The following is a 26,802-nucleotide window of genomic DNA, read 5'->3' as shown; positions in this document are numbered from 1 at the left end:
CGAACTCGGCCGGAGCATATCTCGCTATCGTGCACTGACGCCAGCCCGGGTCCGGCGCCACCCCACCCGCTCGTGCCATCGCATGCCCGGCCCCGCGACCCGCTGTGCCCGAGAACAAGGGGCTTGCACACCGCCCGCAACCGCCCGATGATGACCATCGACCTTCCGGCACCGCGTAACGGTATCGGCACACCGCCGATTACCGGCACGAGTGATCGAATAGTCTCGGGGCCGGGCCCGGGACCATTCCGAATTCGAAGCGAGCGACGATGGACGACGACCTCGGCGCGACCGCACCCCACCCCGGTGCCGACCGCGCGACCGCGACGCAGACGGCGTTGACCAGCCTGGTGGCGCTGTTCTCCGAACAGTGGCAAGCCACCGGCGCACCCCCGGACCTCTCCGCCCACCTGCCCACCGAACCCGCCCTGCGCCGCACCGCCCTCATCGAACTCATCAAGGTCGACCTCCAGGAACGCTGGCAACGCAGCGACGACGCCCTGCGCCTGGCCGACTACCGCGCCCGCTTCCCCGAACTCGCCGCCGCCCCACTGCCCCCCGACCTCATCTACGAGGAGATCAGCGCCCGCAGCCGCCGCGACGACGACCTCGACCTCACCGAGTACCGAGCCGACTACCCCACCCAAATGGCCCGCATCACCGAAGGATTCGACGTCGACGGCCTGCGCACCACCATGCTCGCCGACCCCACCGCCCTCGACGCCCTCGACACCATCAACCCCGGCGGCACCATCGACGACTTCGACCTGCTCCTCCCCCTCGGCCACGGCGCCTTCGCCCGCGTCTTCCTCGCCCGCCAGCGCTCCCTCAGCCGCCTGGTCGCGGTGAAGATCTCCCACGACCGCGGCACCGAACCCCAAACCCTCGCCCAACTCGACCACGACCACATCGTGCGCGTGTTCGACCAGCGCCAGATCACCGACCAGCACCTCAAACTCATGTACATGCAGTACGTGCCCGGCGGCACCCTGCTCGGCGTGCTGCGACTGCTGCGCCGCACCCCACCCGAACGCCGCTCCGGCCGACTGCTGCTCGAAGCCGTCGACGCCGCCGCCACCACCGGCGGCGTCCTCGAACCCCAACCCTCCGCCATCCGCGCCGAACTCCAGCGCCTCACCTGGCCCGAAACCGTCGCCTGGCTCGGCAGCCGCCTCGCCGCCGCCCTCGACTACGCCAACCACCGCGGCGTCCTGCACCGCGACATCAAACCCGCCAACGTCCTGCTCACCGCCGACGGCCTGCCCAAACTCGCCGACTTCAACATCAGCTTCAGCCGCCACCTGCCCGGCGCCAACCCCGTCGCCTACTTCGGCGGCTCCCTGCCCTACATGTCCCCCGAACAACTCGAGGCCTGCCACCCCCAGCGCGACACCACCGCCGCCGACCTCGACACCCGCAGCGACCTCTACGCCCTCGCCGTCGTGCTCTGGGAACTGCTCACCGGCAAGATCCCCTTCGACGACGACCACGGCGACGGCGAATCCGAACACTCGCTGCACGCCATGATCGAACGCCGCCGCCGGCCACCCACCCCCGCCGCCATCGACGCACTACCCCCCGACTGCCCCGCCGTCCTGCGCCACGCCCTGCTCACCTGCCTGGCCCCCGACCCCGCCGACCGCTACGCCGGCGGCGCCGAACTCGCCCACCAACTCGAACTCAGCCAGGACCGCGCCGCCCGCGACCTCGTCGACCCACCCGAACACAGCCTGCGCGCCCGCCTCAAGATGCGGCCCATGCCCGTGGTCACCCTGTCCAGCCTGCTCGGCCAGCTCCTCGGCGGCATGTATCTGGCGGCACACAACATCGGACTCATCCGCCACGAACTCGGCCCCGACGCCGCCACCCAGATCACCCGCCTGGGCTACCTGCTCATCGTCATCGCCTACCCGCTCGCCATCGCCTTCCTGCTGTACTGGTGCCGGCTGGTGCTGCTGGTCCCCGACGGCCTGCGCCGCGGCAGACAATTCGACCAGCCCACCCTCGCCAAGGCCCGCAGCGACACCCTCGCCTGCGGCGACCGCATCGCCGTGGTCACCTTCGCCGGCTGGATCACCGCCATGGGCATCTTCCTGGTCAAACTGCACACCCTGGGCACCCTGCCCGCCGGACTCACCGTCAACCTCATCGCCTCCAACCTCGTCGCCGCCGCGGTCGCCGTGGTCTACACCTACTTCCCCGTCACCTTCTTCATGCTGCGCTGGTACTACCCCGGCCTCGTCGCCGCCGGGCACACCACCGCCGACGACGTCACCCGGCTGCACCGCCTCGTCCGCCGCAGCCGCGTGTATCTCGGTGTCGCCGCGTCGGTTCCGCTGATCGGCGTCCCCGCCGGGCTGATGTTCCTCACCCCGCACCAGCAGCAGCTCGTCCTCGGCACCATCGTAGGACTGTGTGTCGGAGGGCTTTTCGCGTTCGCCATCGCCCTGCGCGCCTTCTACGCCCTCGAATCCGACCTGCACGCCCTCGACCGCATCGTCGACCCGCAACCGCACTCCTGACCACCGGCGGCCACCGGACCAAGATCGGCTAACCTGCCACGGTGCTAGGACATTCACATGCGACCAGTGGCGCACTGGCGTGGGCGGGAGCCGCTGCGGTGCTGCCACTTTCGATCCTGACCTACCCCGTGTTCCAGAACGGCGAGATCCGCACCGTCGACCTGCTGATGGGCACCTTCCTCACCGCCGGCGCCGCCCTGCTGCCCGACGCCGACCACCCCAACGGGACCATTTCGCATGTGCTGGGCCCCATCTCGCACACCGCCTGCCGCCTCATCTCCGCCGTCTCCGGCGGACACCGCCACGCCACCCACTCGCTGGCCTTCGTCGCCGCCGCCGCGTTCGGCACCTGGGCCGGCGAACACTGGATCGGCCGCTGGTTCACCCTCGGCCTGGTCTTCTTCCTGCTCGCGCTCGCCCTGCGCGCACTCAACCTGTGCCCGCCCGGCGAAGGCTTCCGCTCCTACTTCTCGGTCACCGTGCTCGCCGTCGCCGGCACCTTCGCCATGGACCACTGGATCTCCGACAAACCCTCCTGGCTGCCGTTCTCCGTCGGCCTCGGCGCCCTGGCCCACCTGCTCGGCGACTGCCTCACCGACCGCGGCTGCCGACTGCTGTGGCCGCTGAAACTGCGCTTCAGCCTGCCCGTCATCGACCGCACCGGCAACAAGGTCGAAACCTGGATCATCTCACCGCTGTTCGTGCTCGGCACGCTCGCCGTGCTCTGGTACATCGTCACCCACCAGCCCTAACAGGGCCACCGCGTCGCGATCCGGGCCCGGCGCGGCCTGGAACGCCACGAAGCGCTGACCGTCGCGGGCCGTCAGGATCTCCGAGGTCAGCGCGAACCGGCCCACCGCGCGATGCCGGAACACCCGCCGCGAGCCCCGTTTCGTCCGCACCTCGTAGTGCGCCCACAGATCGTCGAAATCCGCGCTCGCGGCACACAATTCCGCCGTCAGCGCCGCCAGGCCCGGCGACCCCGGGTCCGCGCCCTGCACCGTCCGCAGATGCGCCACGCAATCGCGCGCCATCCCCGGCCAGTCCTCGAACACCGTCCGCGCCGACGGGTGGGTGAAGACGTAGCGAATCAGGTTGCGCCGCCGCGGTTCCCAGTCGGTGATCCCGTCCAGCAGCCGCAGCCCTTCCGGATTCGCGGCCAACAGATCGCTCACCTGGTCGAGCACGAACGCGGGCGTGGGCCGCACCGACTCCAGCAACGCCACCAAACCCGGCCGCGCCGCCGCCGGTGCCGGACGGTCGCGAGAACGGCGATCGGCCACCGCCCGCGCCAAGTTGTAGAGGTGCGCGCGCTCGTCGTCGTGCAGGCGCAGCGCGGCCGCCAGCGCGTCCAGCACCGCCAGGCTCGGATTCGTGTCGCGGCCCTGCTCCAAACGGATGTAGTAGTCGACACTCAACCCCGCCAGCGTCGCGACCTCCTCGCGCCGCAAACCCGGCGTCTGGCGGCGGCCCGTCCCCGCGGGCAGGCCCACCTGCTCCGGCCGGACGCGGCCGCGGCGAGCCCGCAGGAAATCACCCAGCACGCGACGATCACTCACCCGACCAGTCTGCCCCGGCCCGCGGCCGCCGGGGTGGCCCCGCCAGGACCAGGCCCGCCACGGTCTCCCGGCCGGGCGCCGCGACGACCACAGTCGCCGACATGACCGACCTCTCCCACACCCTCGTCATCGGCGGCGGCTCCGGCATGGGCCACGCACTCGCCCACCGGCTGCTCACCGCCGGACACGAGGTCACCATCGCCGGACGCTCCACCGCACGACTCGAAGCCGCCGCCGCGACCCTGCCCGGTGAACGCCTGCACCTGCGGCAGGTCGACATCGCCGACGAGACCTCCGTCGAGCGCCTCTTCGCGGGCTTCGCCGCCCTCGACCACGTCGTCGTCACCGCCGCCGACATGAGCGCGGGATACGGTCCCCTGCAAGAACTTCCGCTCGCCGCCGCCCGCACCGTCCTCGACATCAAGGTGCTCGGCCCCTGGCTGGTCGCCAAGCACGCCGCGCCGCTGCTCACCGGATCGCTCACCGTCACCTCCGGCATCGCCGCCTACCGGCCCGCCGTCGGCGGCAGCACGGTCGCCACCGCCAACGCCGCCCTCGAAGGACTCGTGCGCGCCCTCGCACTGGAACTCGCCCCCGTCCGCGTCAACGCCGTCTCCCCCGGCTGGGTCGACACCCCCATCTGGGAGCAATTCGCCGGCGATGCCAAGGACGAACGGCTCGCCGCCATGGCCGCACGCCTCCCTGTCGCCCGCGTCGGCCGCCCCGACGACCTCGCCGCCGCCTTCCACGCCGTGCTCACCAACGAATTCCTCACCGGCACCGTGCTGCACGTCGACGGCGGCCACCGCCTCGTGTAGCGCGCGATCCGCGCATCGGCACCCGCCGGGCAACCGCGTCGACTAGGTTCGTCCCATCGACCATGGGAAAGGGGACGCGCGTGGCGGATCGGGAAGAACTCACCTGGGACCTGTTCGGCACGGCGAGCCGCGAACTCGCCGAACAGGTCGCCGACGACGGCTTCGAACCCGACCTGATCCTCTCCATCGCCCGCGGCGGCCTGTTCGTCGCGGGCGCGCTCGGCTACGCGCTCGACGTGAAGAACCTGCACGTGATGAACGTCGAGTTCTACACCGGCGTCGACCAGCGCCTCGACCTGCCCGTCATGCTGCCGCCCGTCCCCCAGGCCGTCGACCTCGCGGGCGCCCGCGTGCTCGTGGCCGACGACGTCGCCGACACCGGCGCCACCCTCAAACTCGTCCGCGACTTCTGCGCCGACAAGGTCGCCGAGGTCCGCTGCGCGGTCGTCTACCAGAAACCCCGCTCCGAGGTCGACTGCGAATACGTGTGGCGGCGCACCGACCGGTGGATCAACTTCCCCTGGTCCGTCCAGCCGCCCGTGACGCCCCGCGCCGCCCGCGTCCTCGACGCCTGAACCACCCCGGACACACCGAGGGCGGCCGACGCACCCAGTGCGCCGGCCGCCCGCCGTGCCGAACTCAGACCAGCTGGGCCGACGTGATCGTGATCGGCTCCACCGGCACATCCTGGTGTCCCCCACGGGAACCGGTACGCACGCCGTTGATCGAATCCACGACGTCGGTGCCGTCGGCCACCCGGCCGAACACCGTGTAGCCCCAGCCGTCCTGGCCCGGGTAGTTCAGGAAATCGTTGTTCGAGGTGTTGATGAAGAACTGCGCGCTCGCCGAATGCGGATCCGACGTGCGAGCCATCGCCACCGTGTACTTGTCGTTGCGCAGGCCGTTGTTCGCCTCGTTCTCCACCCGGTTCGGCGCCGGCTTCTGCTGCATGTCCGCGGTCAAGCCGCCGCCCTGCACCATGAAGCCCGAGATCACCCGGTGGAAAATCGTGCCCTCGTAGTGCCCGGCCTTCACGTAGTCCACGAAGTTCGCGACCGTCTTCGGCGCATTCTTCTCGTCGAGTTCGAGCGTGATGTCCCCGGCTGAGGTATTCAGCAGCACTTTGGTCATCCGGTCATCGTATGGGAGCCCTCGGGGCCGAGGGCGATGGGTATCCACCGTGAGGTGTGTCGAAATGGCGAGACGTGTTCCGACGAGCTGTAAATGGAGATACATGCGTCAATACGCACGTCTATATGTCGGTATCTTTTTACGGTCTCACGCTTCGTAGAGCTCCAGCGGCAGGTCGTCGGGATCGAAGAAGAAGGCGAAGCGCCTCCCCGTGTACTCGTCGCCCCGCACGTCCTCGGTGCGCACTCCCCTACCCCGCAGCTCCGCCAGCGCCGCGGCCACGTCGGCCACCGCGAAGGCCAGGTGCCGCAGCCCGCGCGCCTCCGGCCGCGACGGCCGCGCCGGCGGGTCGGGAAAGGAGAACAACTCCACCTGGCCGCCGTCCGGCAGCGCGAGATCCAGCTTGTGCGAACGACGTTCGGCCCGATAGTGCTCGGCGACCACCCGCAGGCCCAGGACCTCGGTGTAGAACGCCTTCGACCGCTCGTAGTCCGACGCGATGATCGCCGCGTGGTGGATCCGCAGTAGGTCCATGGGGCCGACGCTAGACCACCGCACCCCGGCGGGCGGCCCCTCCCCTGTTCTGTGCTGCTTTTGGGTGAGTCGGCCGGGTCGTGACGTTTCTAAAAGGCGGATTCACATGTTTAGATGCGCATATGTCCATTTAGGTATTTTTTATGGCTCTCCTTGGGGACCGATGGCGGCGTTGCAGCGGTTACCCGCGCAGCGTCGCCTCCGCCGCGTCGAGCGTCATCCCCCGGTACGAGTCGCCGAACAGCACCACGTGCACGAGCAGCGGGTACAGCTGATGCAGTGGAATCCGCTGTCGCCAACCGGGTTTCAGTGGCGCGGCCGCCTGGTAGGCGGCCAGGATCCGGTCGAGGTGCGGGGCGCCGAACAGGGCCAGCATGGCGAGGTCGGTCTCGCGGTGGCCGCCGTGCGCGGCGGGGTCGATGAGGCGCACGCCGTGCGCGGTCCAGAGCAGATTGCCCGACCACAGGTCGCCGTGGATGTGGCTCGGCGGTTCGGGATCGCCTGCCAGCGAGTCGATTTCGGCGATGACGCGGTCGAGCAGGCGGACGCCGTCAGGGCCCAGGACCGGTGCGGCGGCGGGCAGCAGCGGTGCCAGGCGGCGTTCGGCGTACCACCTCCCCCACTCCCCCGCTGTCGGCGTATTGTCTTGCGGCACAGTGGCGATGAAGCCGTTCCACGGTGCGCCGAAGGTGTCGGGACCGGACGCGTGCATGGCCGCCAAGGCGCGGCCGAACTCCTCTGCCGCCTGCGCCGAGGGTGTCGTCGTCTCGAGCCACGGCAGGATCAGAGTGCGGTCGTCCTCCCCCAGCACCGGTGGCACCGGGGCCGCCGCGCACTCCCCCAGCCAGCGCAGTCCGGCCGCTTCCGCGCGCACCGCGCCGCCGATGTCCGAATTGCCGTCGGTGGCCACGGCTTTCACGAAGACCTCGCGGCCGTCGGCGAGGCGGGCGCGGTGCAGGGTCCACGCGTGGCGGTGGCCGAGGTCCGAGAGCGTGGACACCGGAACGCCGAGCAGCTCATGTACGCGTGTCGCCGCATCGCTCATGGCGTCGATTGTCCCTATCCGGCGGAGGACAGGTCGCGCAGGTAGGCCGCGGTGGCGGGGTCGGCGGGGAAGAACGATTCGATGGCCAGCTCGGCGACCGTGACGTTCATGGGGGTGCCGAAGACGGTCATGGCGCTGAGGAAGGCCAGGTCCGTGCCGTCGTGGCGCAGGCGCAGCGGCACCACGGCCTGTTCGGGTTCGGGCAGGCCGGGCGGGTGCTCGCCGCCGGGGTACCCGCGCACCTCGTCGAGCAGCGCGGCCAGGTGCGGCGAGCCGGTGATCTCGATCTGGCGCTGCACGCGTTCGAACAGGTGCCCGCGCCATTCGGCGAGGTTGGTGATCCGCGCGGCCAGGCCGTCGGGGTGCAGGCTCAGGCGCAGCGCGTTGACCGGCGGGGTCAGCAGCGCGGCGGGGATGTCCTGGAGGAACAGGCCGGCGCTGGCGTTGGCGTCGACCATGTTCCAGTGCATGTCGACCGCCAGCGCGGGATGCGGTTCGTGGCCGACCAGGATCTGGCGCATGGCGGTGCGGACGGGCTCCATCTGCGGCGTGTCCAATCCGGGTTCGGCGTAGACCGGGGCGTAGCCGGCGGCGAGCAGCACCCGATTGCGTTCGCGCAGCGGGATTTCCAGTTCCTCCGACAGGTGCAGGACCATCTGGCGGCTGGGGGTGGCGCGCCCGGTCTCGATGAAACTGAGGTGGCGGGCGGAGGTTTCGGCGCGGCCGGCCAGTTCGAGCTGGCTGAGGCGGCGGGTGACCCGCCAGTGCCGGAGCAGGTCGCCTGCGGTCTGGGTTTGCACGGGCTCGATCGTACGGAGGCGCGTGCGGCGTGCCGATTACGCGCGAGGTAATGGCCCGGGTGTCAGCGGGAGCGGTGGGCGGCGAAGTGCGCGAGGGTGGTCGGCGGGTGGCCGCCGTACTTCTCGATGTCGGGGGTGACCTGGTACAGGCCGGTGCCCTCGCCGAGCAGGCGGAAGATCTCCCACAGTTTGGACAGGTGGTCGGCGGCGTGCGTGGAGCCGTAGAACTCGAGCGCCCAGCGGTGCCACCGGTCGGGCGGCACGTCGGTGTAGGTGCGGCCGAGCAGGCGGGCGGCCTCGCCGATGGGCAGGACGTCGCCGGTGAGCAGGACGACGGGGTCGGCGGGGCGGTCGGTGTCGGCGAGCAGGCCGGCGGCGACGCGGGCGACGTCGGCGGCCGCGATGAGCGGCAGCACGGTGGTGGGCGGGCCCATCGGCAGGGCCAGGCGGGTGCCGTCGCCGGTGTCGGCGATCAGGGCGAGGTTCTCGTGGAAGACGGCGGCGCGCAGGTGGACGGCGCCGATGTCGGCCCAGTCGAGGATCTGTTCGGCGACCCAGTGCTGGCGCATGCGCGGGGTGAGGGCCTGGGGTCCGGCGGCCAGTTGCGAGACGGCAACGACGCGGCGGACGCCGGCGTCGCGGGCGGCGACGGCGAAAGCGCCTGCGGCGTCGACCAATCCGTCGAGGACCGGGTAGGTGAAGTAGGCGTGGCGGACGCCGTCGAGGGCGGTGCGGGTGATGGCGATGTCGCGCAGGTCGCCGACGACGACTTCGGCGCCGAGGGCGCGCAGGGGTGCGGCGCGGTCGTCGTCGGTGTGCACGAGGGCGCGGACGGGGATGCCGCGACCCAGTAGCTGTGCGGTGAGGTGGCGGCCCGTGGAGCCCTGCGGTCCCCCGGCGGCGCCTGTCACGAGTACCGGCTCCATGCGGTCACCGTACCGGGACGCGGAGTGCCGCGGAGGCGGTTTCGGGGCTCGTAGGGGGTGGTTCGCGAGGGCGGGACAGGGGGCGGGTGGTTCTGGCATGGTTGACGGGCATGAAGACGATCCTGATTACGGGGGCGACGTCAGGCATCGGGTTGGCGGCCGCTCGGCAGCTCGCCGCGGGGGGCGATCGGCTGGTGCTCGTGGGGCGCAATCCGGACAAGCTGGCGGTGACGGCCGAGCAGGTGCGCGCGGCGGGGGCCGGTGCGGTGGACACGCTGGAATGCGATGTGTCGTCGCAGGATTCGGTGCGGCGGCTGGCGGGCGCGGTGCTGGAGTCGTGCCCGCGGCTGGATGTGCTGGCCAACAACGCGGGCGGGTTCTTCTTCCGGCGCGGCACGACGGCCGAGGGTGTCGAGTCGACGTTCGCGACCAATCATCTGGGCGGGTTCCTGCTGACGGAGTTGCTGCTGGAGCGGCTGGTGCACAGTGCGCCGGCGCGGGTGGTGTTCACCTCGTCGGTGATGCATTACGGGGCGAGCCTGGATCTGGACGATCTCGGTTACGCGCGCGGGTATTCGGGGCAGAAGGCGTACAGCCGGTCGAAGTTGGCGAATGTGCTGTATGTGCGGGAGTTGTCGCGGCGGTTGGCGGGAACGCGGGTGACGGTCAACGCGTTTCATCCGGGTGCGGTGTCGACGGGGATCTGGGATGTCGCGCCGTGGTTCGCCAAACCGTTCATGGAGGTGGCGCGGCGGGTGTTCATGGTGTCGGCCGAGGAGGGCGGGCGGCGGCTCACGGCGTTGGCCACCGATCCGGATCTGGAGGCGGTGACGGGCTGCTATTTCCAGAAGGGGCGGGTGAAGGCGCCGTCGCGGGTGGCGCAGGACGACGAGCTGGGTGCGCGGTTGACGGCGGTGTGCGCGGGGTTGGTTGGGTTGCCCGCGCCGTCGCGGCCGTGACGGCTCGAGGGGTTCGCGGGTGCGTGGGTCGGCGCGTGGCGGCGGGCGCGGTTATGGTGGTGCCGTGTCGCTGGTGCAACCCGTCCTCGATCGGCTGCCGGAGAATTATCGCGCCCTGCTGGTCCGTCATCAGGAGCTGATGAAGTTCGCGGTGGTCGGCGCCGTCACGTGGTTCGTCGATACCGGGACGGTGTACGCGCTGAAATTGACGGTGCTGCAGGACAAGCCGTTGACGGCGCGGGCGTTCGGGGTGCTGATCGCCACGATCGTGTCCTACATTCTGAATCGGGAGTGGTCGTTCAGTGCGCGGGGCGGGCGGCAGCGGCATCACGAGGCGGCGTTGTTCTTCGCGGTGAGTGCGCTGGCGATCGTGGTGACGTTGGTTCCGCAGGCGATCTCGCTGTATGTGTTCGACATCCGGGTGCCGCAGGTGAGTGCGGCGACGCAGGCGGTGGCGAATTTCGTGACGGGTCAGATTCTGGGTGTGCTGCTGGCGATGGCGTTCCGGTTCTGGGCGTTGCGGCGGTACGTGTTCCCGGAGGAGTTGCGCGCGGCCGAGCTCGAGTTGCTCTGAGCCCGCTGTCGGGTAGCCGTCATCCGGTGGCGGGCCGGTGTACCCGTGGTGTTTTCCGCGTGGTCGTACGCTGTGCTGCCGCAGGGCTCCGCGGGAGGTGAAGGTGACGTCGGAAATCGCAGTGGCGCAGCCGGTCAGGCGTTTCGTCGCGCTGGGTGACAGTCAGACCGAGGGTATCGGTGATCCGGACGGGCGGGGCGGGCATCGGGGGTGGGCGGATCGGCTGGCGGCGTTGCTGGCGGGGTCGTGTCCGCAGTTGGCGTATGCGAATTTCGCGGTGCGGGGGCGGCGGGCGGGTGAGATCCGGGCGGAGCAATTGGGTCCGGCGTTGGCGGCGGCGCCGGATCTGGCGGCGGTGGTGGCGGGGATGAACGATCTGATCCGGCCGCGGTTCGATCGCGACGCGGTGCTGGCCGATATCGATGCGATGCTGGCGGCGCTGACGGCGGCGGGGGCGCGGGTGGTGACGTTCACGTTTCCCGATATCGGCGGGGTGGCGCCGATCGTGCGGCCGTTGTCGGCGCGGGTGCGGGAGATGAATGCCCGGATGCGGGAGCTGGCGCGGCGGCCGGGGGTGGTGCTGGTGGATTTCGAGCCGGTGGCGGCGACGACGGATCGGCGGGTGTGGGCGGAGGATCGGTTGCATCTCAATCCGCTGGGGCACGATCTGGTGGCGCGGGCGGTGGCCGAGGCGTTGGGTGTGCCGGGGGCCGACGGCGGGTGGCGGCAGCCGTTGCCGCCGTGCCGGCGGGAGTTTCCGGAGTTGGTGGCGGCGGAGTTGCGGTGGGTGGCGTTGCATATGGCGCCGTGGATCGGGCGGCGGTTGCGTGGGGTGTCGTCGGGGACGCGGGTGACGGCGAAGCGGCCGCTGTTGCTGCCGGTGTCGGACTGAGCGGGTCGGTCCGGGGGCGTGCGGGTTTCGCGGGTGCGGGCGGGGTCGTGGGCGGTGGCCGGGGGGTGACCTTAGGATGAGCGGGTGCGGTCGACGACGGATCCTGCGGCGCGTTTGCGTGGTGCGTCCGTGGGTGCGGCCGCGGGGGTGGTGAGTATCGCGGCGCACGCGCTCGGTGGCGGGATGGTGACGCCGGGTTCGGCGGCGGTGGCGCTGCTGGTGGCGGCGTGCACGCTGATCGGTGTGCTGGTGGCGGCGGCGGGTGGCGGGTTGCCGCGGTTGCTGGTGTTGCTGGCGGTGGGGCACGGGGCGTTGTCGGTGGCGCCGGGGCATTGTCATCCGGCGGTGTTCTCGCCGGGGATGCTGGTCGCGCACCTGGTGGCGGTTCCGGTGGGTGCGGTGGCGGTGCGCGGTGCCGAGGTGGCGTTGCGGCGGGTGTTGTCGCGGGTGTGGCGGGTGGTGGGGGCGCGGCGGTTGTTGTGGAGTTCGGGGGTGGGGCGGCGGGGGCCGCCGGGGGTGGTGGCAGGTGTGTTCATTCGGCCCGGTGTCCGGGTGTTCGGTTAGGCGCGTCGCTGCCTATAGACGTCGCTGCCTTTAGACACTGTCCACGGTGGGTGTGGGCCTGCGCTGTCGCTCTCGTAAAGCCTTGGACGCGAAGGGTTTTGGCGTCGGCATAGGCGTCGGTCCGCGGGCCTGGCGCGCGGGTGTGCACATCTGGTTCGGACGGTGTTCTCCCCCAATCTCTCGAACTGGAGTTTTCATGTCTGTTTCTACTTCTGTGCGCTGGGCCGGTGTCGCCGCCGCGGCGTTCGTGGTGCCCGTGCTGGTCGCCGGTTGCTCGTCGGAGCAGGCCGCCGCGCCTGCCGCGCAGGCGAATTCGGTGGTGGTGACCGAGCAGTGGATCAAGGCCGCCGATCAGGGGATGTCGGCGGCGTTCGGTGAGCTGACCAATTCCTCGGATGCCGAGGCGCAGATCGTCGACGCGACGAGTCCGGCGTCGGCGCGGATGGAGATTCACGAGACGGTGGCCGCCGAGGGCGGGAAGGTGATGCGGCCCAAGGCCGGTGGCCTGGTGGTGCCGGCGCACGGGTCGGTGTCGCTGGCCCCGGGTGCGGATCACCTGATGTTCATGGATCTGACGGGGCCGTTGCGGACGGGTGCGGAGGTGCCGGTGACGGTGAAGTTCGCCGACGGTTCCAGTGCGACGTTCACCGCGCAGGTGCGGGATTTCCCTGGCAACAAGGAGAACTACGCTCCCGCCGGCGAGGCGAGTTCGGCCGCGCACGGTGGCTGAGCGGAGACTGTCGCGGCGGCGTCTGCTCGGTGGGGGCGCCGTCGCGGCCGGGGCCGCGGGGGCGGCCGGGATCGGCTGGGGCGCTACGCGTTCCGCCGGGTCCGGGCCGGGCGCGGATCCGGCGGTGGCGGTCGAGCCGTTCTACGGCCGGCATCAGGGCGGGGTGGCGACCGTGCCGCAGTCGCACGCGGCGTTCGTGGGTCTGGATCTGCGGCCGGGCACCGGGCGCGAGGACATCGTGGGGTTGTTGCGGATCTGGACCGGCGACGCGGCGCGGCTGACGGCGGGGCGGCCGGCGCTGGCCGATACCGAGCCGGAGCTGGCGGCGCGGCCCGCGCGGCTGACGGTGACGATCGGGTTCGGGCCCGGGTTGTTCGACGCGGCGGGGCTGGCGGCGGCGCGGCCGCCGTGGCTGCGTCCGCTGCCGGGTTTCCCGATCGATCGGCTCGATCCGGCGTTCTGCGGGGGTGACCTGCTGTTGCAGGTGTGCGCGGACGAGGTGACGACGGTGGCGCACGCGGTGCGGGTGCTGTGCAAGAGCGTGACATCGCTGGTGTCGGTGCGGTGGGTGCAGCGCGGCTTCCGGGACGCGCCGCGCGGGTCGACGATGCGCAATCTGATGGGTCAGGTCGACGGCACGGTCAACCTCGCGCCCGGTTCCGCCGAGTTCGATCGGCTGGTGTGGGACGACGGGGCGGTGCGGCCGTGGCTGTCGGGTGGCACGTCGCTGGTGTTGCGGCGGATCGCGATGCATCTCGACACCTGGGACGAGCTCGATGTCGAGGGCCGGGAGCTCAGTGTGGGGCGCCGGGTCGCCACGGGTGCGCCGCTGACGGGGACCCGGGAGTTCGACGAGCCGGATTTCGCGGCGGTGGACCGGTTCGGTATTCCGGTGATTCCGGCGTCGTCGCATATCGCGCGGGCGCATCACGTCACCGAGTCCGAGCGGTTCCTGCGGCGCGGCTACAACTACGACGACGCGCCCGCGCCCGGTGCGGTGTCGAATTCGGGGTTGTTGTTCGCGGCGTATCAGCGGGATGTGGACGCGCAGTTCCTGCCGGTGCAGCGGCGGCTGGCGGAGTTCGACGCGTTGAACACGTGGACGACGCCGGTCGGGTCGGCGGTGTTCGCGGTGCCGCCCGGGGCGGAGCCGGGCGGGTTCGTCGGGCGGTCGCTGTTCGAAGGCTGAGCGGCGTGCGGGCCGGGTCCGGCAGCGGGTGCTGCGGCGCACGGCGTGCGGGTATGCGTCGGGTGCGCCGCGGTAGCCGGGCCCGGGCCGTCCGCGGTGGGTGCCGAATGCGCCTGACGTAACGCCCCCAGCAGGGGTTACTACGCGCGTAGTATCGGCGTATGGGTTTCGAGTGGCCGGATTGGGCGACGGCTCACCTGGTCGGCATCGAGACCTCGGAGGTTCGGCAGATCCTCGCCAGTGCGCGGCGGTGGCCGCGGCGGGCCGCCGACGGCACGGTCGAGGTGCTCACCCTGTGGGGCCGCACCGACGCCGGTCGCCCGCTCATCGTCGCCGCGCGCCGGCGGGACAGCTGGACGTGGTTGATCATCGGCGCCCGCGTGATGCGCGCGGACGAGTTGAGGGTGTTCGAACAGTGGGAAGAGGAGAACCGGCGATGAGCGACAAGGACCTGCCATCCACCCCCCAGGAGGTCACGGCGTTCCTGGACCGGTTGACCTTCGGTGACGCCCCGGTGCCCGCGGATCAGGTGCCGCCGCCGCTGCGTCCCGACGAGGACATCATGATCACCAGTTCGATCCGGTTGCCGCTGCGGCTGCACGCCCGGCTCAAGGAGCTGGCCGCCGAGCGCGGCATCGGGCTCTCGACGCTGGTGCGCGAATGGCTGGAGGCGGCCATCGCCGAACTCGACGACGATCAGCTCATCTCCCGCGCCGAGGCCCGGATGGCCCTGGCGCGGCTGCATGCCCCGCGCCGCGCCGGCTGAGCCGGTCCGTGCCGCTGCGGCTCGTGCGGGGCCGGGGCCGTCGGCGGGCGGGCGCCCGGACGATCAGCGGACCGTCCCGCGGTGCCGACGGCTACGAGACTAGGAGTGGCGCAGTGAGTGTCGATCGAGCGAAACAGGCCGTGCGCGAACGGATCTGGTCGTTGCTGGCGCGGGAGCGGGTGATCCCGCCGGAGGCGCCGTGCAACATTCCGGAGTTCGACGGGGCCGAGGCGGCGGCGGCGCTGCTGGCGGAGTTGCCGGAGTGGTCGGCGGCGCGGGTGGTGACCACCGTGCCCGATACCGCGCAGTTCCCGGTGCGCCGGCGGGCGCTGGAGGCGGGGAAGCCGATCTACATGGCGTGTCCGCGGCTGGCCGCGGCGAAACCGTTCTATCTGCTGGATCCCGAGCGGCTGCCGGTGCCGCCGGCCAAGGCGGCGCGCAAGGACACCGCCGCGCTGGTGGCGCGGAACGTGGAGGTCGACGAGATGCGCCCGGTCGATCTGATCGTGCTGGGCAGTGTGGCGGTGAATCGGCGGGGGGTGCGGCTGGGCAAGGGCGCGGGCTACTCCGATATCGAGATCGCGCTGCTGCAGGAGGTCGGGCTGATCGACGCCCACACCACGATCGCCACCACGGTGCACGGGTTGCAGGTGGTGGAGGAGGAGTTGCCGGAGGCCGAGCACGACTGCCGGCTCGATCTGATCGTGACGCCGGAGTCGGTGATCCGGTGCGCGGAGCCCTATCGCCCGGCGGGGCTGGACTGGGATGCGCTGCCGCCGGACAAGATCGCCGCGATCCCGGCGCTGGCCGCGCGGTACGCGCTGCGCTGAGGCGGGGTGTCAGGCGGGGCGGGCGGCGGTGCGGAAGCGGGCCCGGTACGCCGAGGGGGTGACGCCGAGGTGGCGCAGGAAGGCGCGGCGCAGCGATTCGTCGCTGCCCAGTCCGCAGCGGCGCGCGGTCGCGGTGACCGATTCGCCGGATTCCAGCATGGCCTGGGCCGCCTCGAGCCGGACCGATTCCACGAAAGCGGCCGGGGTGGTGGCCAATTCGTCGCGGAACAGGCGGGTCAGCTGGCGTACGCCGACGCCCGCGCGGGCGGCCATGGCGGGCAGCGAGTGGTGGCCGGCCGGGTCGGCGAGCACGGCCTGCTGGACGGTGCGCAGTTCCGCGCGGCGCGGGGCCGGGGTGCGCGAGGCCACCGAGAACTGGGACTGGCCGCCGGGGCGTTGCAGGAACACCACCAGGTCGCGGGCGACCTCGCGGGCCAGGTCGGCGCCCTCGTCCTCTTCGAGCAGTGCCAGGCACAGGTCGAGGGCCGCGCTGACGCCCGCGGAGGTGGTGACCGCGCCGTCGCGCACGTAGATGGCGTCGGGTGCGACGGTGATCGAGGGGTAGGCGCGGGCCAGTGTGGCGGCGTGGCGCCAGTGGGTGGTGGCGCGGCGGCCGTCGAGGACGCCGGCCTGGGCGAGGGCGAAGGCGCCCGTGCACACCGACGCCACCCGCCGCGAGCGACCGGCGAGCCGGGTGATCGCGGCGAGCAGTGCGGGCGGGGCCGGGCGGCGCGGCAGGGCGGGGGCGCCGGGGACGAGCAGGGTGTGCGGACGGTCGAGGTCGGCGTAGGCGGCGTCGACGTGCAGCCGGGTGCCCGAGGCGGTGTCGACGGGCTCGCCCGCCGGTGAGCACAACACGGTCCGGTAGTGGCCGCCCAGGGTGTTCGCGGTGCTGAACACCTCCAGGACCGCGGACACGTCCAGCAGTCGCACGCCGTCGAAGGCCAGCACGGCCATCTGCCTGTTCACCATGCCTCGACGGTAGCAATCGGCGGTGTCCGAATGTGTGGGGTTCCTGTCCGGATGGTCATGGCCGGCGTGCGTGCGCGGGACGATGCTGAAGGCATGGATACCGACCGCCCTCCCCTGCCGCCGTTCACCGACGAGACGGCCGCCCGCGCGAAAGTGCAACTGGCCGAGGATGCCTGGAATACTCGCGACCCGCGCCGGGTGGCGCTGGCCTACACCCCGGATTCGGTGTGGCGTAATCGCGACGAGTTCGTCACCGGCCGCGACGAGATCGTCGCCTTCCTCACCCGCAAGTGGGAGCGCGAACTGGATTACGCGCTGCGCAAGGAGCTGTGGGGGTTCCGCGGCCACCGCATGGCGGTGCGGTTCCAGTACGAGTGGCGCGACGCGGCGGGCGGGTGGTGGCGCAGCTACGGCAACGAACTGTGGGAGTTCGACGACGCGGGGTTGATGCGGCGGCGTGAGGCGAGTATCAACGACACCTCGATCACCGCGGCGGAGCGTCGGATCTTCGGTCCCCGGCCGGACGCGGAACGCGGTGTGGCGCTGCCGCTTCGGTGAGGGGGTGCCGTTCAGCCGCAGACCAGTTCCGGGTCGGGGTTCTCGGCCGCGTCGCTGCGGTCGGCCGCCGCCTCGGAGTCCAGGTTCTCGAGGTCGGCGCGGAGGCGGCGGACCAGGGCGGCGGCGCGGCGGCGGAAGGTGCGGGCCGCGGCCGGGTCGCCGGTGAGTTCGGCCAGATCGGCGAGGACGTCGTCGACCGGGCCGAGAACGGTGGTGCCGCACGCCAATCCGACCATCGTGCCGGAGTGGTCGCGCAGCCGCGCCAGCAGGTCCGCGGCCGCGCCGGTCTCGCCGAGCGCTATGGCGGTGCGCGCGCGGAACACCGCGGTCAGCGGAAAGTAGAAGTCCGGGCGGACGACCGGGTGGCGATGGAACACCGCGCGGGCCCCGTCGCGGTCGCCCGCGTGCGCGAGGGTCAGCGCGTACAGCTGCGCGACCAGGTCCGGTTCCACGGCGTAGAGCGCGCCCACCCGCTGTGCCAGCCCCGACAGGTCGCCGCGCGCCCACGCCACCGTCAGCGCACCGGCGAGCAGCGCCTCGTCCTCGTTGGCTACGCCGGACTGCCGCAGCCGGGCGTCGAAGCGCCGGTATTCGGCGGCGGCGGCCTCGAGGTCGCCGCGCAGCACCGCGGTCACGGCGGTGAACGCCTGCAGCAGGTCCAGCAGCGGGCGCAGCTGCCCGGCGGAGGCGTATTCGAGGGCGCGCGCCGCGTGAGCCGCAGCCGCCGGGAGGTCGGTGTCGCGGCACGCGGCGCGGAAGCGCAGGTAGTGCGCGACGGCCTGATATTCGGGCAGGTGCGCGGCGCGGGCGGCGCGCAGCAGGTCGTCGGCGACGCGACCCCAGCCGTCCAGCATCGCGGGGCCGGTGACGGCGTAGGCCAGGGCGTTGAGCGCCGCGCAGCGCAGTTCCGCGTCCCGGGTCCGCTCGGCCGCCGACACCGCCGCCACCGCCCATCGGTGTACCCGGTCGGCGTCGCCGGCCGCCTCGGACTCCAGCACCAGGGTGAGCAGCAGCCGGGCCCGTTCCTCCGGCGAATCCGCTTCGGCCAGTGCGGTTTCCAGGGCGCGCAGCAGGTCCGGGTCGGGGGTGCGCCAGTCGCGGACGCCCCAGACGACCGGGGCCCGCCAGCAGGTCAGTGCCCACACCAGCAGGGCCCGGTCGCCGAGCGATTCGGCGAGTTGCACCGCCCGGGCGCGCGCGTTACGGGCGGGGCCGGTGCGGCCGCTGTAGGCCAGGGCCGCGGTGAGCGAGCACAGCGTGGCCACCATGGCGGCGCGGTCCTCGGGGTCGGCGGTCTCGCCGCCGTGCCCGGCCAGCTCGTGCAGGGCCAGCGCCGCCTGCCACTGTTCGGCCGCGCCCGCGCGGGTGCCGACGCGGTGCGCGGCGGCCAGCACGTAGCCGAGGGCGACCGGGGCCGTGGCCCGGGTGGCGCCGCGCGCGGCGTGCTGGGCCAGTCCGGTCAGGTCGGCGGCGTCGCCCGGGCCGTCGTGGCGGCGGCGCAGGAATTCCACGGCGGCCCAGTGCATCCGGCGGCGGCGCAGCGGCGGGATGCCGTCGTAGACGGTGTCGCGGATCAGCGCGTGGTCCAGCGCGATGCGGCCGTAGGCGTCGAACCCGACCAGCCCGGCCGCGGCCGCGGTGTCGACGCCGTCGACCACCTCCCCCTCCTCCGCGCCCGCCAGCGCGGCCAGCGCGTCCAGGTCGATCGCGCGCCCCCACACCGCGAGGTGCTGCAGCACGGTGAGCGCGCCCGCGGGCAGCCGGTCGATGCGTTCGCTCAGCACCGCGCGGACGCTGCCCGGCAGCACCCGCGACTCCCCTTGCGCCACCATGTATTTCGACAGTTCCCGGACGAACAGCGGATTGCCGCCGGTGCGGCGGTGCAGCGACTGCAGCGCGTCGCGGTCCAGGGCGACCAGTCCCGCGCCCCGCGCCACCGCCCGCGTGCCGGTCAAGTCCAGTCCCGCCAGTTCGATGCGTTCGGCGACCCGGTCGGCCAGCGCCGCCTCGGTGGCGCGCAGCGGCGACGGCAGCTCCGGGCCGCGCGCGGTCACGATGACCAGCACCGGCTCGCGGTGCAGCCAGCTCACCAGCTGCCGCAGCACCTGCAGGCTGGCCGCGTCCGAGCGGTGCATGTCGTCGAGGACGATCACCACCGGCCCGGTTCCGGCCTGCTCCCGGCACCGCTTCGCCACCGCCCGCACGATCGTGAACGGGTCCGCGGTGTCGGCGAAGTCCTGCGACAGCACCGATTCCCCGCCGAGCTCGGCCAGGATCTCCCGCCACATCCACGCCGCGGGCGCGCCGTCGACCTCGGGAACTTTGGCGTAGGTGGTGGTCCAGCCCGCGTCGGCCAGCTCCGCGGCCACGGCGCACACCAGGGTGGTCTTGCCGGCGCCGACGTCGCCGAGCACCCACACCAGGCGGGTGCCCGAGGCGCGCACCGCGTGCGCGGCCGCCGTGATGGCGGTGTGCTCGACGGGATAGCAGCTGGTGTCCGACGCCGGGGGCGGCTCGTCGTCGGGGGTGTCGGGCGGCGGCAGCCGCGGCACCGGCGCGGGGCGCAGCGGCGCGGTCCGCGACTCGTCGGGCGCGAAGTCGGGCACGACCGTGTGGTTGAGGAACGCCGATTCCAGTGCGGCCAGGCGCGGGCCGGGATCGATGCCGTACTCCGCGCGCAGATAGTCGCGCACCCGCCGCACCGTGGCCAGCGCCTCCACCTGCTGGCCCTGCCGGTATTGGGCCAGGGCCAGCAGGCGCGCACTCTCCTCGCGGCCCGGGAATTCCTCCACCTGCCGGCGCAGCACCGCCACCACCTCGCCGACGCGATCCAATTCCAGTGCGGCCTGGGCGCGCATCTCGATCGCGGTGGCCCGCAGATCGGTCAGTCGCGCTGATTCCGCGCCCGCCCACGACGCGTCGGCGAACGATTCGAACGCGGCCCCGTGCCAGCACGCCAACGCGGCGTCGAGCATTCGATATCGTTCCGCCGCGGTGGGCGGTCCGGGGGCCGCGTGCACGCGGTCCTCGTATTGCCGCAGCAACGCCTCGAACCGCCACGCGTCGACATTTCCCGAATCCAATCGCAGCGCGTACCCGCTGCCCTCGGAGACGAGAATCCGCGCGGGCGTGCGCGGTCTTCGCGTGGGTTCCAGGATTCTGCGCAGATTGTGGATTTGGACCTGTAGCACCGAGGGCGCGTGCGGCGGCGGGGAGCCTTCCCACACGTCTTCGACCAACCGGTCCGCGCCCAGCGATTTACCACCGGCCAGTACCAACCGACCGAGTATCGCTCGTTGCCGGCCCGCGCCGATGCGGGCGGTCCTGCCACCGAGCAAGACCTGCAATGGACCGAACACCTGAACCTGTGGATCCGACATCATCTCGCGACGCCCCTCCGACCCGTTGGGCTGGCAAAGCACGAATAATCTTCAAAGTAGTTCGGTAAATTACCGTCGGCCGCGCGGGTTGACAAATCCACCCCGACCTAGATAGTCCAGCAAACTGCTTGAGCGACAACAAGTTCCGCGTTTCACGCCGGAATCTCCGCGAACCCGCAGAGGTCACACATTCGCTGTCCGGATTCCGGCCCGACGAGCCGCCAGCAGCGCAGACAACGCCGCAACCGGCCGCGCCCGGTCGCCATGACGCGCAATTGCGCGGCGCTGTCGCGATCACCGGCCGGCCATACTCCGGCCGCTATCCCACCCGGAACCCCGACTGCCAGCGAATGCCTGGCGCAGTCGGCCGCGACCGAACACCGGCGGCAGTAAGCGAGTGCTTGCCGCGGGTCTCCCCGCGGTGGCGGCGGCGGATGAAAGAGCCCCGGCACCGCGTCGCGGCAGGCCGCCTCTTTTCGCCAGTTCACACGATCACCTCCCGTTCCCGTCCCGCCCGAGCGGATGCCCCGCCCGCCGCCCGGCCGGGCGCCGCGGAATGCGGCCACTGTATTCACGGTAAAGCCCGAAATCCGCACCGCACCGAATTACGAAACGACAACGAAATAGATCCGAAGTCACCGGTAAGTGTCCCGAAATCAGTGCGGAAGAAATACGGAAGCCGACCGTCGGAAAATCCTCCGGAATATGTCTCCACTATCGGAGGAGTTGACGGACATGGATATACCGGTACCCGCGGGACCGCCCGCCCGCCCGAACGCCGACCACACGCGCGGCCCCGTCCTGGTGGGCCTGCTCGCGGTCGCCGACCGGGTCATGGAACTCGCCGCCCAGTTGCTGTCGGCCCCCGACCCGGGCGGTCCCGCGCCGGGCCGGGCGCTGCCCGCGACGCCGGAGCCGCCCGATCCCGGCTGGTATCGCGACCGCGACGGCGACATCTGGCAGAAGACCCCGGCGGGCTGGCGGCTGCACCTGCAGCACGGCGTCGCGGTGGACAGCGCCTCGACGTGGGACTGGGCCGACGGGCACGTGTGCGACTACGCGCCGTTCGTCCCCGTGCCGACCGGGATCTGAGCCGCCGCGCACCCCGGGCGCGCGCCCGGGGTGCGGGTTGCCCGGAGTCCGCCGAAAGAATTCCGGAAGCGCGCTGCCGAACACTGTGCTGGCCATATTTCGACAGCCGAATGCGGTTCCTCGCGAATCCAGGGAGGGGCGGATGCCCGAATCATCCATTTCGACGAGTACGACGTTTCCGCAATTCGCATTCCCGGTCGTTCCGCGACCGGAATTGTACGGTCGCCTCGACGCCGCGACGGCCGGGCGCGGCGGCGGCCCGGTGCTGCTGGTCACCGCCGCGGCGGGCACCGGCAAGACGGTGCTCGTCGCCCAGTGGGCCGGGCGGCACCTGCGCGGCGCCCACCCCGGCCTGCGGGTCGGGTGGGTGCGCGCGTCCGCCGCGCCCGGCCTGCACCGGGCGGTGCCCGCGGCCCTCGGACTGGCCGACCCCGGGCGGCAGAACGGCGAGACAGCCTCCGCCGCAACGCTTCTCGAAGACGACGAGACAGCCTCCGCCGCAACGCTTTCCGGAGACGGCGACCCGCGGGACCGGGCGGCGCGGCTGCTGGCGGCGGTGCACGACCACGCCCGCCCCACCGTGCTGGTCATCGACGACGCCCACGCGCTCACCGCACCCGCCGACCTCGCCTACCTGCAACGGCTGGTGACCGGCGCGCCGCCCAACCTCACCACCGTGCTGTCCGCGCGGCACGAACCCGCCCTGCGCTGGCACGCCGTGGACCTCGACCGGCGCGTCTCCCGGGTGCACGCGGGCGACCTGGCGTTCAGCGAGGACCGCGCCGCGCAGCTGTGCCGCCAGCGCCACCGCGCCCTCACCGGCGGGGAACTGGCCATGCTGATGGGCCTGACCCGCGGCTGGCCCGCGCTCATCACCCTCGCCGCCGGACACCTCGCCGCCCGCGACGACGGCGCCACCGCGCTCACCGAACTGGCCGAGGCGCCCGCGCCGATCGCGCACTTCCTCAGCGACGAGGTCCTCGCGCCGCTGCCGGACCGCCTTCGCCGCTTCGCTCGGATCACCAGCGTCCCAGGCGCTTTCACCGCCGCCCTCGCCGAACGGCTCACCGGCGAGGACGCCGTGCCGGTGCTGCACGAACTGACACGCCTCGGTTTCCCGATGACCCGCCACGCCCGCGACGGCGACCTCTGGCACACCTACCACCCGCTGCTGCGCACCCACCTGCTCGCCGAGGCGCGCCGCGACCACGAGGTCGACACGCTGCACCTGCGCACCGCCGACTGGTACCGGACCGCGGGCCTGCCGCGCTCGGCGCTGCACCACCTGCTGCGCACCCCGCACGCGCCGGAACTGCCGGAGTTCCTGCGCGGCAACGGAATCCGGCTCGTCCTCGACGGACAGGGCCCGGATCTGTTCCGCCAGCTCGACCGCGCCGGAGTCGCCGCGGGCGAGCCGCTGCTGCACGCGCTGCGCGCCGTGGACGCCCTCGAACGCCACGACGTCGCCGAGGCCATCACCCGCCTGGACCTGCTGCACCGCCGCCCCGACGGCACCGGAACCCTCGCCCCCGACACCTGGATCGCGCTGCTGACCTCCGCGGTGAGCGCCGGCATCGCCCTGGCCACCGGGGTAGGGCTCGCCGAGTTCCGCATTCCCGCCCGCGTCCCCGCCACCGGGCAGCCCGAGATCGACGGCTACGCGGCACTGCGCTTCGGCACCGTCGCCCTCGCCCACGACGACCTCGCCACCGCCGACCGGCAGCTGCGGCGCGCCCTGGCCCTGGCCGACTGCGCGGACAACCCCCGCCTGGCCGTGCGGACCCGGGTGCGGCTGGCCGCCGTCGCCGGCGTGCGCGGCGCCACCGGCCGGATGCGCGGGCACGCCGACCACGCGCTCGCCGTCGCCGCCCGGCACGGACTCGGCGAGTACACCGAAACGCAACGGGCACAACTACTCTCGGCGTTCGGCGGCTACCTGCGCGGAGAGCAGGCGCCGCGCCCGGGGTCCACCGGCACACCGGGGCGGCATCTCGAGGTCGTCGCCGCCCTGCTCGACTTCGACGTCGCCGCGGACAGATACACCGCCGCCGAAACCCTGCGCCGCGCCACCGTGGTCCTGCTGCGCCGCCCCCTGCCGCAACCCACCGTGGCCGCCCGGCTGCTCCCGCACGTGGTGTGCGCGCTGCTGCGCGTGGACGCCGCGCACTCGGCGCGGCTGCTCATCGAACAGGCCGGCACCGTCCTCGGCGACACCCCCGATCTCACACTGGCGCGCGCCGCGCTCACCCTCGCGCAGCGGCCCGCCACCACCCACGCCCTCGTCGAGCCGCTGCTCGCCACCGCCGGGCCCGCGCCGAACGCGATCACCGCGTGGGTCCTCGACGCCGCCGCGCACGCCGCGCTCGGCAACGCGCCCCAGGCCCGCACCGCCATCACCGCCGCCGTGCGCCACGCCGCGCCGCAACGCCTGCTGCGCCCGTTCCTCGACGTGCCCGGCACCGCGCAACTGCTCGACGCGCACAGCGAAACCTTCGGCCACGACAACGATTTCGCCGCCCGGATCCGCCGCCACCCCGCCCTCACCCGCAGCCACCACCCGCCCCGGCTGACCGCCAGCGAACGCACCGTCCTCGACCAGCTCCCCTCCGGCCGCACCGCCCAGCAGATCGCCGAGGTCCTCGGCGTGTCCATCAACACGGTGAAAACCCACCTGCGCGGCATCCACGCCAAATTCGGCACCAGCAACCGCGCCGACGCGCTGGACTCGGCACGGCGCACCGGGCTGCTGTGAGCGCGCGGTCTCGCACACCGAACCGGCTGCGGCACAACCGATGTCACCACACACCGCGACACCTCAGCCGGGCCGCCGCCGCGCTCAACCGGGCGTACCCGCCACCGCCGCGCGCACCGTCGGATAGACGCGGATCGGGCCGCCCGCCGCCCACGCCTGGGCCGAGGCGTCCCCCGCGCGGGCCGTGCGGCGCACCAGGCGGACCGCGATGCCGCGCCAGGCCAGGGCGGCGCTCAGCTCGCCCAGGGTGCGGGCCGCGGTCACGTCGATCACCGGGCAGTCGTCGGTGTCGAGGACCACGAGTCTGGTGCGCGGGGTGCACAGCGCGGCGACCCGATCGCGCAGGCGGTCCGCGTTCGCGAAATGCGCCGCCGACTCCACCCGCACCATCAGCACGCGGGTGTCCCGTACGCCCTCGGCTCCCGCAGGCGCGACAGCGGGGACGTGGCCGGTGCCGGACGCCACGAGCGTGGGCTGGGTGCAGCGGTGCAGCAGCAACAGCAACGCGCAGCACAGGCCGACCAGCAGGCCCGCCAGCACGCCGAGCAGCGGGACGGCGACGGCCGTCGCCAGGGCCGCCGCGCAATCGGCGCGCGCGGTGTCGGCGTAGATGCCCGTGCGCCGCTCCCGCCAGATCCGCAGCAGCCGGCGCAGATCGGCAGGATCGGCCAGCCGCACCGCCGCCGCGATCGCGATCACCGCGACCACCGTCCGCGGCAGCCCCTCGAACATGCCGGTGAGCGTCAGCAGTGTCACCAGCGTGAGCGCCGCGACGACCAGCCCCGCCCACCGGCTGCGCGCGCCCGCGCCGCGCAACATCGCCGTCTGCGCCGGGCTCCCGCCGACCAGCAGCCCCGAACACAGCGCCGCACCCACATTCGCCAGGCCCAGCCCGAACAGCTCCCGATGCGCCGCGACCCGGTAACCGTCCTGCACCGCAAGGCGTTCGGCGACGGCCAGCCCCTCGGCGAAGGCGAACACCAGCACCGCCAGCGCCGGCCCCAGCACCACGAGCAACTCGCGCGGCGCGATCGCCTGCGGCCACCCCAGCGGCGGCGGCCCCGGTTCCAGGCGCTCCACCGCGAGCATCCCCGGCTCGCCCCACAGCAGCAGCCGCGCCACCGCCACCCCGGTCACCGCCGCCGCCAGCGACGCCGGCACCAGCGGCAGCCACCGCTGCAACACCAGCACCAGCACCAGGCAGCCGCCGCCGAGCACCGCCGCCCGCCACTGCCACGACTCCGCCTGCGACAACGCGAAACAGGCCTGCCGCCAAGGCAATCCGTGCGTCCCCGGCACACCCAGCAGCGCGGGCAACTGCCCGATCACCACCACCACGGCCAGCCCCGCACCGAACCCGCGCCGCACCGGCCGCGGAATACCGGCGCCGACGAACCCCAGCCGCAGCCCGCCCGCGACCACCCCGGCCACACCGCACACCAGCGCCACCCCCGCGAGCACCGCCACCGGCCGCCCGCCCGCGACCACCAGCGGCGCGGCCACCGCCGCCGACAGCGCCGCGGTCACCGGGGTCGGCCCCACCACCAGCTGCCGGGACCGCCCGGCGAGCGCGTAGAGCAGCAGCGCCGGCGCCAGCGCGTACAACCCGGCCGTCAGCGGCAGCCCGGCGATCGCGGCGCACGCCAGCGCCTCGGGCACCGCCGCCGCCCACACCGCGAACCCCGCCACCGCGTCCGCGCGCCACCGGGCCGGAAGCCGGTGCGGCACAGCGCCGATCGGCCCGATCAACGCGCCCGCGACCGGATGTGCCAGGTCGCCACCGCCCAGATCACCACCACATCCAGCAGGATCACCAGGAACGACCACGCCGGGAAATACGGCAGCGACATGAAATTCGCGACGATCGACAGCGCCGCCACCGCCATCGCCGCCCACCGGGCCCACCGCGCACCGCTCATCAACCCGATCCCGGTGAGCACCAGCACGATGCCCACCGCGATGTGAATCCACCCCCACGCCGTGGTGTCGAACCGATACACGTACTCCACGCCGACCACATACAACTGGTCGGCGCCCACCGCGGAAATGCCCTGCAGAATATCGAGCACCCCGACGGTCACCAGCAGAATTCCCGCGGCGATCACCCCCGCGGGAACCTCCGTGCGATGCGACACCGGCTCGATGTCCGCGCTCTCCTTCATGACCCAACCCCTTCCTGACGGTCGTGGACGCACCTACGAACCTGCGC

Annotated in this window: 27 protein-coding genes; 16 read left to right on the top strand and 11 right to left on the bottom strand. The window is 72.5% G+C overall.

Annotated elements, in window-relative coordinates; translation table 11 throughout:
* Positions 1-269: 269 nt before the first annotated feature.
* A complete protein-coding gene (locus tag IU476_RS03920) occupies positions 270-2,522 on the top strand; it encodes a serine/threonine-protein kinase (protein ID WP_195096536.1) in 2,253 nt (750 codons plus the stop codon).
* 98 nt (positions 2,523-2,620) lie between these two features.
* Positions 2,621-3,274 carry a metal-dependent hydrolase gene (locus IU476_RS36970; RefSeq protein WP_369123132.1) on the top strand — a complete coding sequence of 218 codons (654 nt, stop codon included), beginning with the start codon at positions 2,621-2,623 and terminating at the stop codon, positions 3,272-3,274.
* On the opposite strand, the gene IU476_RS03910 is transcribed toward IU476_RS36970, so the two are convergent.
* Entirely contained in the window at positions 3,212-4,081 is an 870-nt protein-coding gene (locus IU476_RS03910) for an MmyB family transcriptional regulator (RefSeq protein ID WP_195096532.1), read from the bottom strand. The two genes, IU476_RS36970 and IU476_RS03910, sit on opposite strands and share 63 nt — an antisense overlap.
* A gap of 101 nt (positions 4,082-4,182) precedes the next feature.
* On the opposite strand from IU476_RS03910, the gene IU476_RS03905 reads away from it, so the two are divergent.
* Both IU476_RS03905 and IU476_RS03900 read left to right on the top strand, forming a co-directional pair.
* Positions 4,183-4,899, top strand: a complete 717-nt coding sequence (locus IU476_RS03905; RefSeq protein WP_195096530.1) for an SDR family oxidoreductase — start codon at positions 4,183-4,185, stop codon at positions 4,897-4,899.
* Positions 4,900-4,979: 80 nt separating this feature from the next.
* Positions 4,980-5,474, top strand: a complete 495-nt coding sequence (locus IU476_RS03900; RefSeq protein ID WP_324193847.1) for a phosphoribosyltransferase — start codon at positions 4,980-4,982, stop codon at positions 5,472-5,474.
* 64 nt (positions 5,475-5,538) lie between these two features.
* Here IU476_RS03900 and IU476_RS03895 read toward each other — a convergent pair whose 3' ends face one another.
* From IU476_RS03895 to IU476_RS03875, 5 genes are all read right to left on the bottom strand, one after another.
* Positions 5,539-6,030 carry a peptidylprolyl isomerase gene (locus IU476_RS03895; RefSeq protein ID WP_195096528.1) on the bottom strand — a complete coding sequence of 164 codons (492 nt, stop codon included), beginning with the start codon at positions 6,028-6,030 and terminating at the stop codon, positions 5,539-5,541.
* A gap of 147 nt (positions 6,031-6,177) precedes the next feature.
* Positions 6,178-6,564 (bottom strand): SMU1112c/YaeR family gloxylase I-like metalloprotein, encoded by a 387-nt coding sequence (gloA2, locus tag IU476_RS03890; protein WP_195096527.1) that lies wholly within the window; start codon positions 6,562-6,564, stop codon positions 6,178-6,180.
* 181 nt (positions 6,565-6,745) lie between these two features.
* Positions 6,746-7,609 carry a fructosamine kinase family protein gene (locus IU476_RS03885; protein WP_195096526.1) on the bottom strand — a complete coding sequence of 288 codons (864 nt, stop codon included), beginning with the start codon at positions 7,607-7,609 and terminating at the stop codon, positions 6,746-6,748.
* Positions 7,610-7,623: 14 nt separating this feature from the next.
* A complete protein-coding gene (locus tag IU476_RS03880) occupies positions 7,624-8,409 on the bottom strand; it encodes a helix-turn-helix domain-containing protein (RefSeq protein ID WP_195096525.1) in 786 nt (261 codons plus the stop codon).
* A 62-nt stretch (positions 8,410-8,471) separates the two neighbouring features.
* Positions 8,472-9,335 carry an NmrA family NAD(P)-binding protein gene (locus tag IU476_RS03875; RefSeq protein ID WP_195096524.1) on the bottom strand — a complete coding sequence of 288 codons (864 nt, stop codon included), beginning with the start codon at positions 9,333-9,335 and terminating at the stop codon, positions 8,472-8,474.
* Positions 9,336-9,445: 110 nt separating this feature from the next.
* Between IU476_RS03875 and IU476_RS03870 the strand changes: the two genes are divergently transcribed.
* The 9 genes from IU476_RS03870 to IU476_RS03830 all read left to right on the top strand — a co-directional run bounded on the left by IU476_RS03870 (position 9,446) and on the right by IU476_RS03830 (position 15,839).
* Entirely contained in the window at positions 9,446-10,294 is an 849-nt protein-coding gene (locus IU476_RS03870; protein WP_195096522.1) for an SDR family NAD(P)-dependent oxidoreductase, read from the top strand.
* A gap of 64 nt (positions 10,295-10,358) precedes the next feature.
* A complete protein-coding gene (locus IU476_RS03865; protein ID WP_195096520.1) occupies positions 10,359-10,868 on the top strand; it encodes a GtrA family protein in 510 nt (169 codons plus the stop codon).
* Between the two features lie 103 nt (positions 10,869-10,971).
* Positions 10,972-11,760: an SGNH/GDSL hydrolase family protein gene (locus IU476_RS03860; RefSeq protein WP_324193846.1), complete on the top strand. Its 789-nt coding sequence runs from the start codon at positions 10,972-10,974 to the stop codon at positions 11,758-11,760.
* A gap of 84 nt (positions 11,761-11,844) precedes the next feature.
* Complete coding sequence (locus IU476_RS03855) at positions 11,845-12,324, top strand: hypothetical protein (protein WP_324193845.1); 480 nt, start codon at positions 11,845-11,847, stop codon at positions 12,322-12,324.
* A gap of 196 nt (positions 12,325-12,520) precedes the next feature.
* Positions 12,521-13,054 (top strand): copper chaperone PCu(A)C, encoded by a 534-nt coding sequence (locus tag IU476_RS03850; RefSeq protein WP_195096518.1) that lies wholly within the window; start codon positions 12,521-12,523, stop codon positions 13,052-13,054.
* Positions 13,047-14,243 (top strand): Dyp-type peroxidase, encoded by a 1,197-nt coding sequence (locus tag IU476_RS03845; RefSeq protein WP_195096516.1) that lies wholly within the window; start codon positions 13,047-13,049, stop codon positions 14,241-14,243. The genes IU476_RS03850 and IU476_RS03845 overlap by 8 nt, the downstream gene beginning before the upstream one ends.
* A 161-nt stretch (positions 14,244-14,404) precedes the next feature.
* Entirely contained in the window at positions 14,405-14,683 is a 279-nt protein-coding gene (locus IU476_RS03840; RefSeq protein WP_195096514.1) for a hypothetical protein, read from the top strand.
* Positions 14,680-15,009: a hypothetical protein gene (locus IU476_RS35860; RefSeq protein ID WP_228822986.1), complete on the top strand. Its 330-nt coding sequence runs from the start codon at positions 14,680-14,682 to the stop codon at positions 15,007-15,009. The genes IU476_RS03840 and IU476_RS35860 overlap by 4 nt, the downstream gene beginning before the upstream one ends.
* A gap of 113 nt (positions 15,010-15,122) precedes the next feature.
* Positions 15,123-15,839, top strand: coding sequence for a 5-formyltetrahydrofolate cyclo-ligase (locus IU476_RS03830; protein ID WP_195096512.1), 717 nt, complete (start codon positions 15,123-15,125; stop codon positions 15,837-15,839).
* A gap of 9 nt (positions 15,840-15,848) precedes the next feature.
* Here IU476_RS03830 and IU476_RS03825 read toward each other — a convergent pair whose 3' ends face one another.
* Complete coding sequence (locus IU476_RS03825) at positions 15,849-16,811, bottom strand: GlxA family transcriptional regulator (RefSeq protein WP_195096510.1); 963 nt, start codon at positions 16,809-16,811, stop codon at positions 15,849-15,851.
* 93 nt (positions 16,812-16,904) lie between these two features.
* On the opposite strand from IU476_RS03825, the gene IU476_RS03820 reads away from it, so the two are divergent.
* Positions 16,905-17,369 carry a nuclear transport factor 2 family protein gene (locus IU476_RS03820; protein WP_195096508.1) on the top strand — a complete coding sequence of 155 codons (465 nt, stop codon included), beginning with the start codon at positions 16,905-16,907 and terminating at the stop codon, positions 17,367-17,369.
* A gap of 11 nt (positions 17,370-17,380) precedes the next feature.
* Here IU476_RS03820 and IU476_RS03815 read toward each other — a convergent pair whose 3' ends face one another.
* Together IU476_RS03815 and IU476_RS37220 are read right to left on the bottom strand one after the other, a co-directional pair.
* Positions 17,381-20,752, bottom strand: coding sequence for an ATP-binding protein (locus IU476_RS03815; RefSeq protein WP_195096506.1), 3,372 nt, complete (start codon positions 20,750-20,752; stop codon positions 17,381-17,383).
* Positions 20,753-20,901: 149 nt separating this feature from the next.
* Positions 20,902-21,237: a WhiB family transcriptional regulator gene (locus tag IU476_RS37220; protein WP_195096504.1), complete on the bottom strand. Its 336-nt coding sequence runs from the start codon at positions 21,235-21,237 to the stop codon at positions 20,902-20,904.
* A 247-nt stretch (positions 21,238-21,484) separates the two neighbouring features.
* Here IU476_RS37220 and IU476_RS03805 point away from each other — a divergent pair, with 247 nt between their 5' ends.
* A complete protein-coding gene (locus tag IU476_RS03805) occupies positions 21,485-21,841 on the top strand; it encodes a hypothetical protein (protein ID WP_195096502.1) in 357 nt (118 codons plus the stop codon).
* Positions 21,842-21,983: 142 nt separating this feature from the next.
* Positions 21,984-24,593 carry a winged helix-turn-helix domain-containing protein gene (locus IU476_RS03800; RefSeq protein ID WP_195096500.1) on the top strand — a complete coding sequence of 870 codons (2,610 nt, stop codon included), beginning with the start codon at positions 21,984-21,986 and terminating at the stop codon, positions 24,591-24,593.
* An 84-nt stretch (positions 24,594-24,677) separates the two neighbouring features.
* Here the strand turns inward: IU476_RS03800 and IU476_RS03795 are convergent, their stop codons facing one another.
* Both IU476_RS03795 and IU476_RS03790 read right to left on the bottom strand, forming a co-directional pair.
* On the bottom strand, positions 24,678-26,420 hold the full coding sequence (locus IU476_RS03795; protein ID WP_195096498.1) for a SulP family inorganic anion transporter: 1,743 nt from the start codon (positions 26,418-26,420) through the stop codon (positions 24,678-24,680).
* Complete coding sequence (locus IU476_RS03790; protein WP_195096496.1) at positions 26,339-26,755, bottom strand: DUF7144 family membrane protein; 417 nt, start codon at positions 26,753-26,755, stop codon at positions 26,339-26,341. Before IU476_RS03790 ends, IU476_RS03795 begins: the two co-directional genes overlap by 82 nt.
* Positions 26,756-26,802 lie beyond the last annotated feature (47 nt).

Origin of the sequence: Nocardia blacklockiae (genome assembly GCF_015477355.1) — a bacterium.
Lineage (GTDB): Bacteria > Actinomycetota > Actinomycetes > Mycobacteriales > Mycobacteriaceae > Nocardia > Nocardia blacklockiae.
This window is presented reverse-complemented; position numbering and strand designations above follow the sequence as displayed.

What these genes read in the sequence shown, in the direction of transcription:
- IU476_RS03920 (WP_195096536.1), top strand. Translation starts at nt 270, where the DNA reads ATGGACGACGACCTCGGCGCGACCGCACCCCACCCCGGTGCCGACCGC.
- IU476_RS03905 (WP_195096530.1), top strand. Translation starts at nt 4,183, where the DNA reads ATGACCGACCTCTCCCACACCCTCGTCATCGGCGGCGGCTCCGGCATG.
- IU476_RS03895 (WP_195096528.1), bottom strand. Translation starts at nt 6,030, where the DNA reads ATGACCAAAGTGCTGCTGAATACCTCAGCCGGGGACATCACGCTCGAA.
- gloA2 (WP_195096527.1), bottom strand. Translation starts at nt 6,564, where the DNA reads ATGGACCTACTGCGGATCCACCACGCGGCGATCATCGCGTCGGACTAC.
- IU476_RS03885 (WP_195096526.1), bottom strand. Translation starts at nt 7,609, where the DNA reads ATGAGCGATGCGGCGACACGCGTACATGAGCTGCTCGGCGTTCCGGTG.
- IU476_RS03875 (WP_195096524.1), bottom strand. Translation starts at nt 9,335, where the DNA reads ATGGAGCCGGTACTCGTGACAGGCGCCGCCGGGGGACCGCAGGGCTCC.
- IU476_RS03870 (WP_195096522.1), top strand. Translation starts at nt 9,446, where the DNA reads ATGAAGACGATCCTGATTACGGGGGCGACGTCAGGCATCGGGTTGGCG.
- IU476_RS03850 (WP_195096518.1), top strand. Translation starts at nt 12,521, where the DNA reads ATGTCTGTTTCTACTTCTGTGCGCTGGGCCGGTGTCGCCGCCGCGGCG.
- IU476_RS03840 (WP_195096514.1), top strand. Translation starts at nt 14,405, where the DNA reads ATGGGTTTCGAGTGGCCGGATTGGGCGACGGCTCACCTGGTCGGCATC.
- IU476_RS35860 (WP_228822986.1), top strand. Translation starts at nt 14,680, where the DNA reads ATGAGCGACAAGGACCTGCCATCCACCCCCCAGGAGGTCACGGCGTTC.
- IU476_RS03825 (WP_195096510.1), bottom strand. Translation starts at nt 16,811, where the DNA reads ATGGTGAACAGGCAGATGGCCGTGCTGGCCTTCGACGGCGTGCGACTG.
- IU476_RS03820 (WP_195096508.1), top strand. Translation starts at nt 16,905, where the DNA reads ATGGATACCGACCGCCCTCCCCTGCCGCCGTTCACCGACGAGACGGCC.
- IU476_RS03815 (WP_195096506.1), bottom strand. Translation starts at nt 20,752, where the DNA reads ATGATGTCGGATCCACAGGTTCAGGTGTTCGGTCCATTGCAGGTCTTG.
- IU476_RS03805 (WP_195096502.1), top strand. Translation starts at nt 21,485, where the DNA reads ATGGATATACCGGTACCCGCGGGACCGCCCGCCCGCCCGAACGCCGAC.
- IU476_RS03800 (WP_195096500.1), top strand. Translation starts at nt 21,984, where the DNA reads ATGCCCGAATCATCCATTTCGACGAGTACGACGTTTCCGCAATTCGCA.
- IU476_RS03790 (WP_195096496.1), bottom strand. Translation starts at nt 26,755, where the DNA reads ATGAAGGAGAGCGCGGACATCGAGCCGGTGTCGCATCGCACGGAGGTT.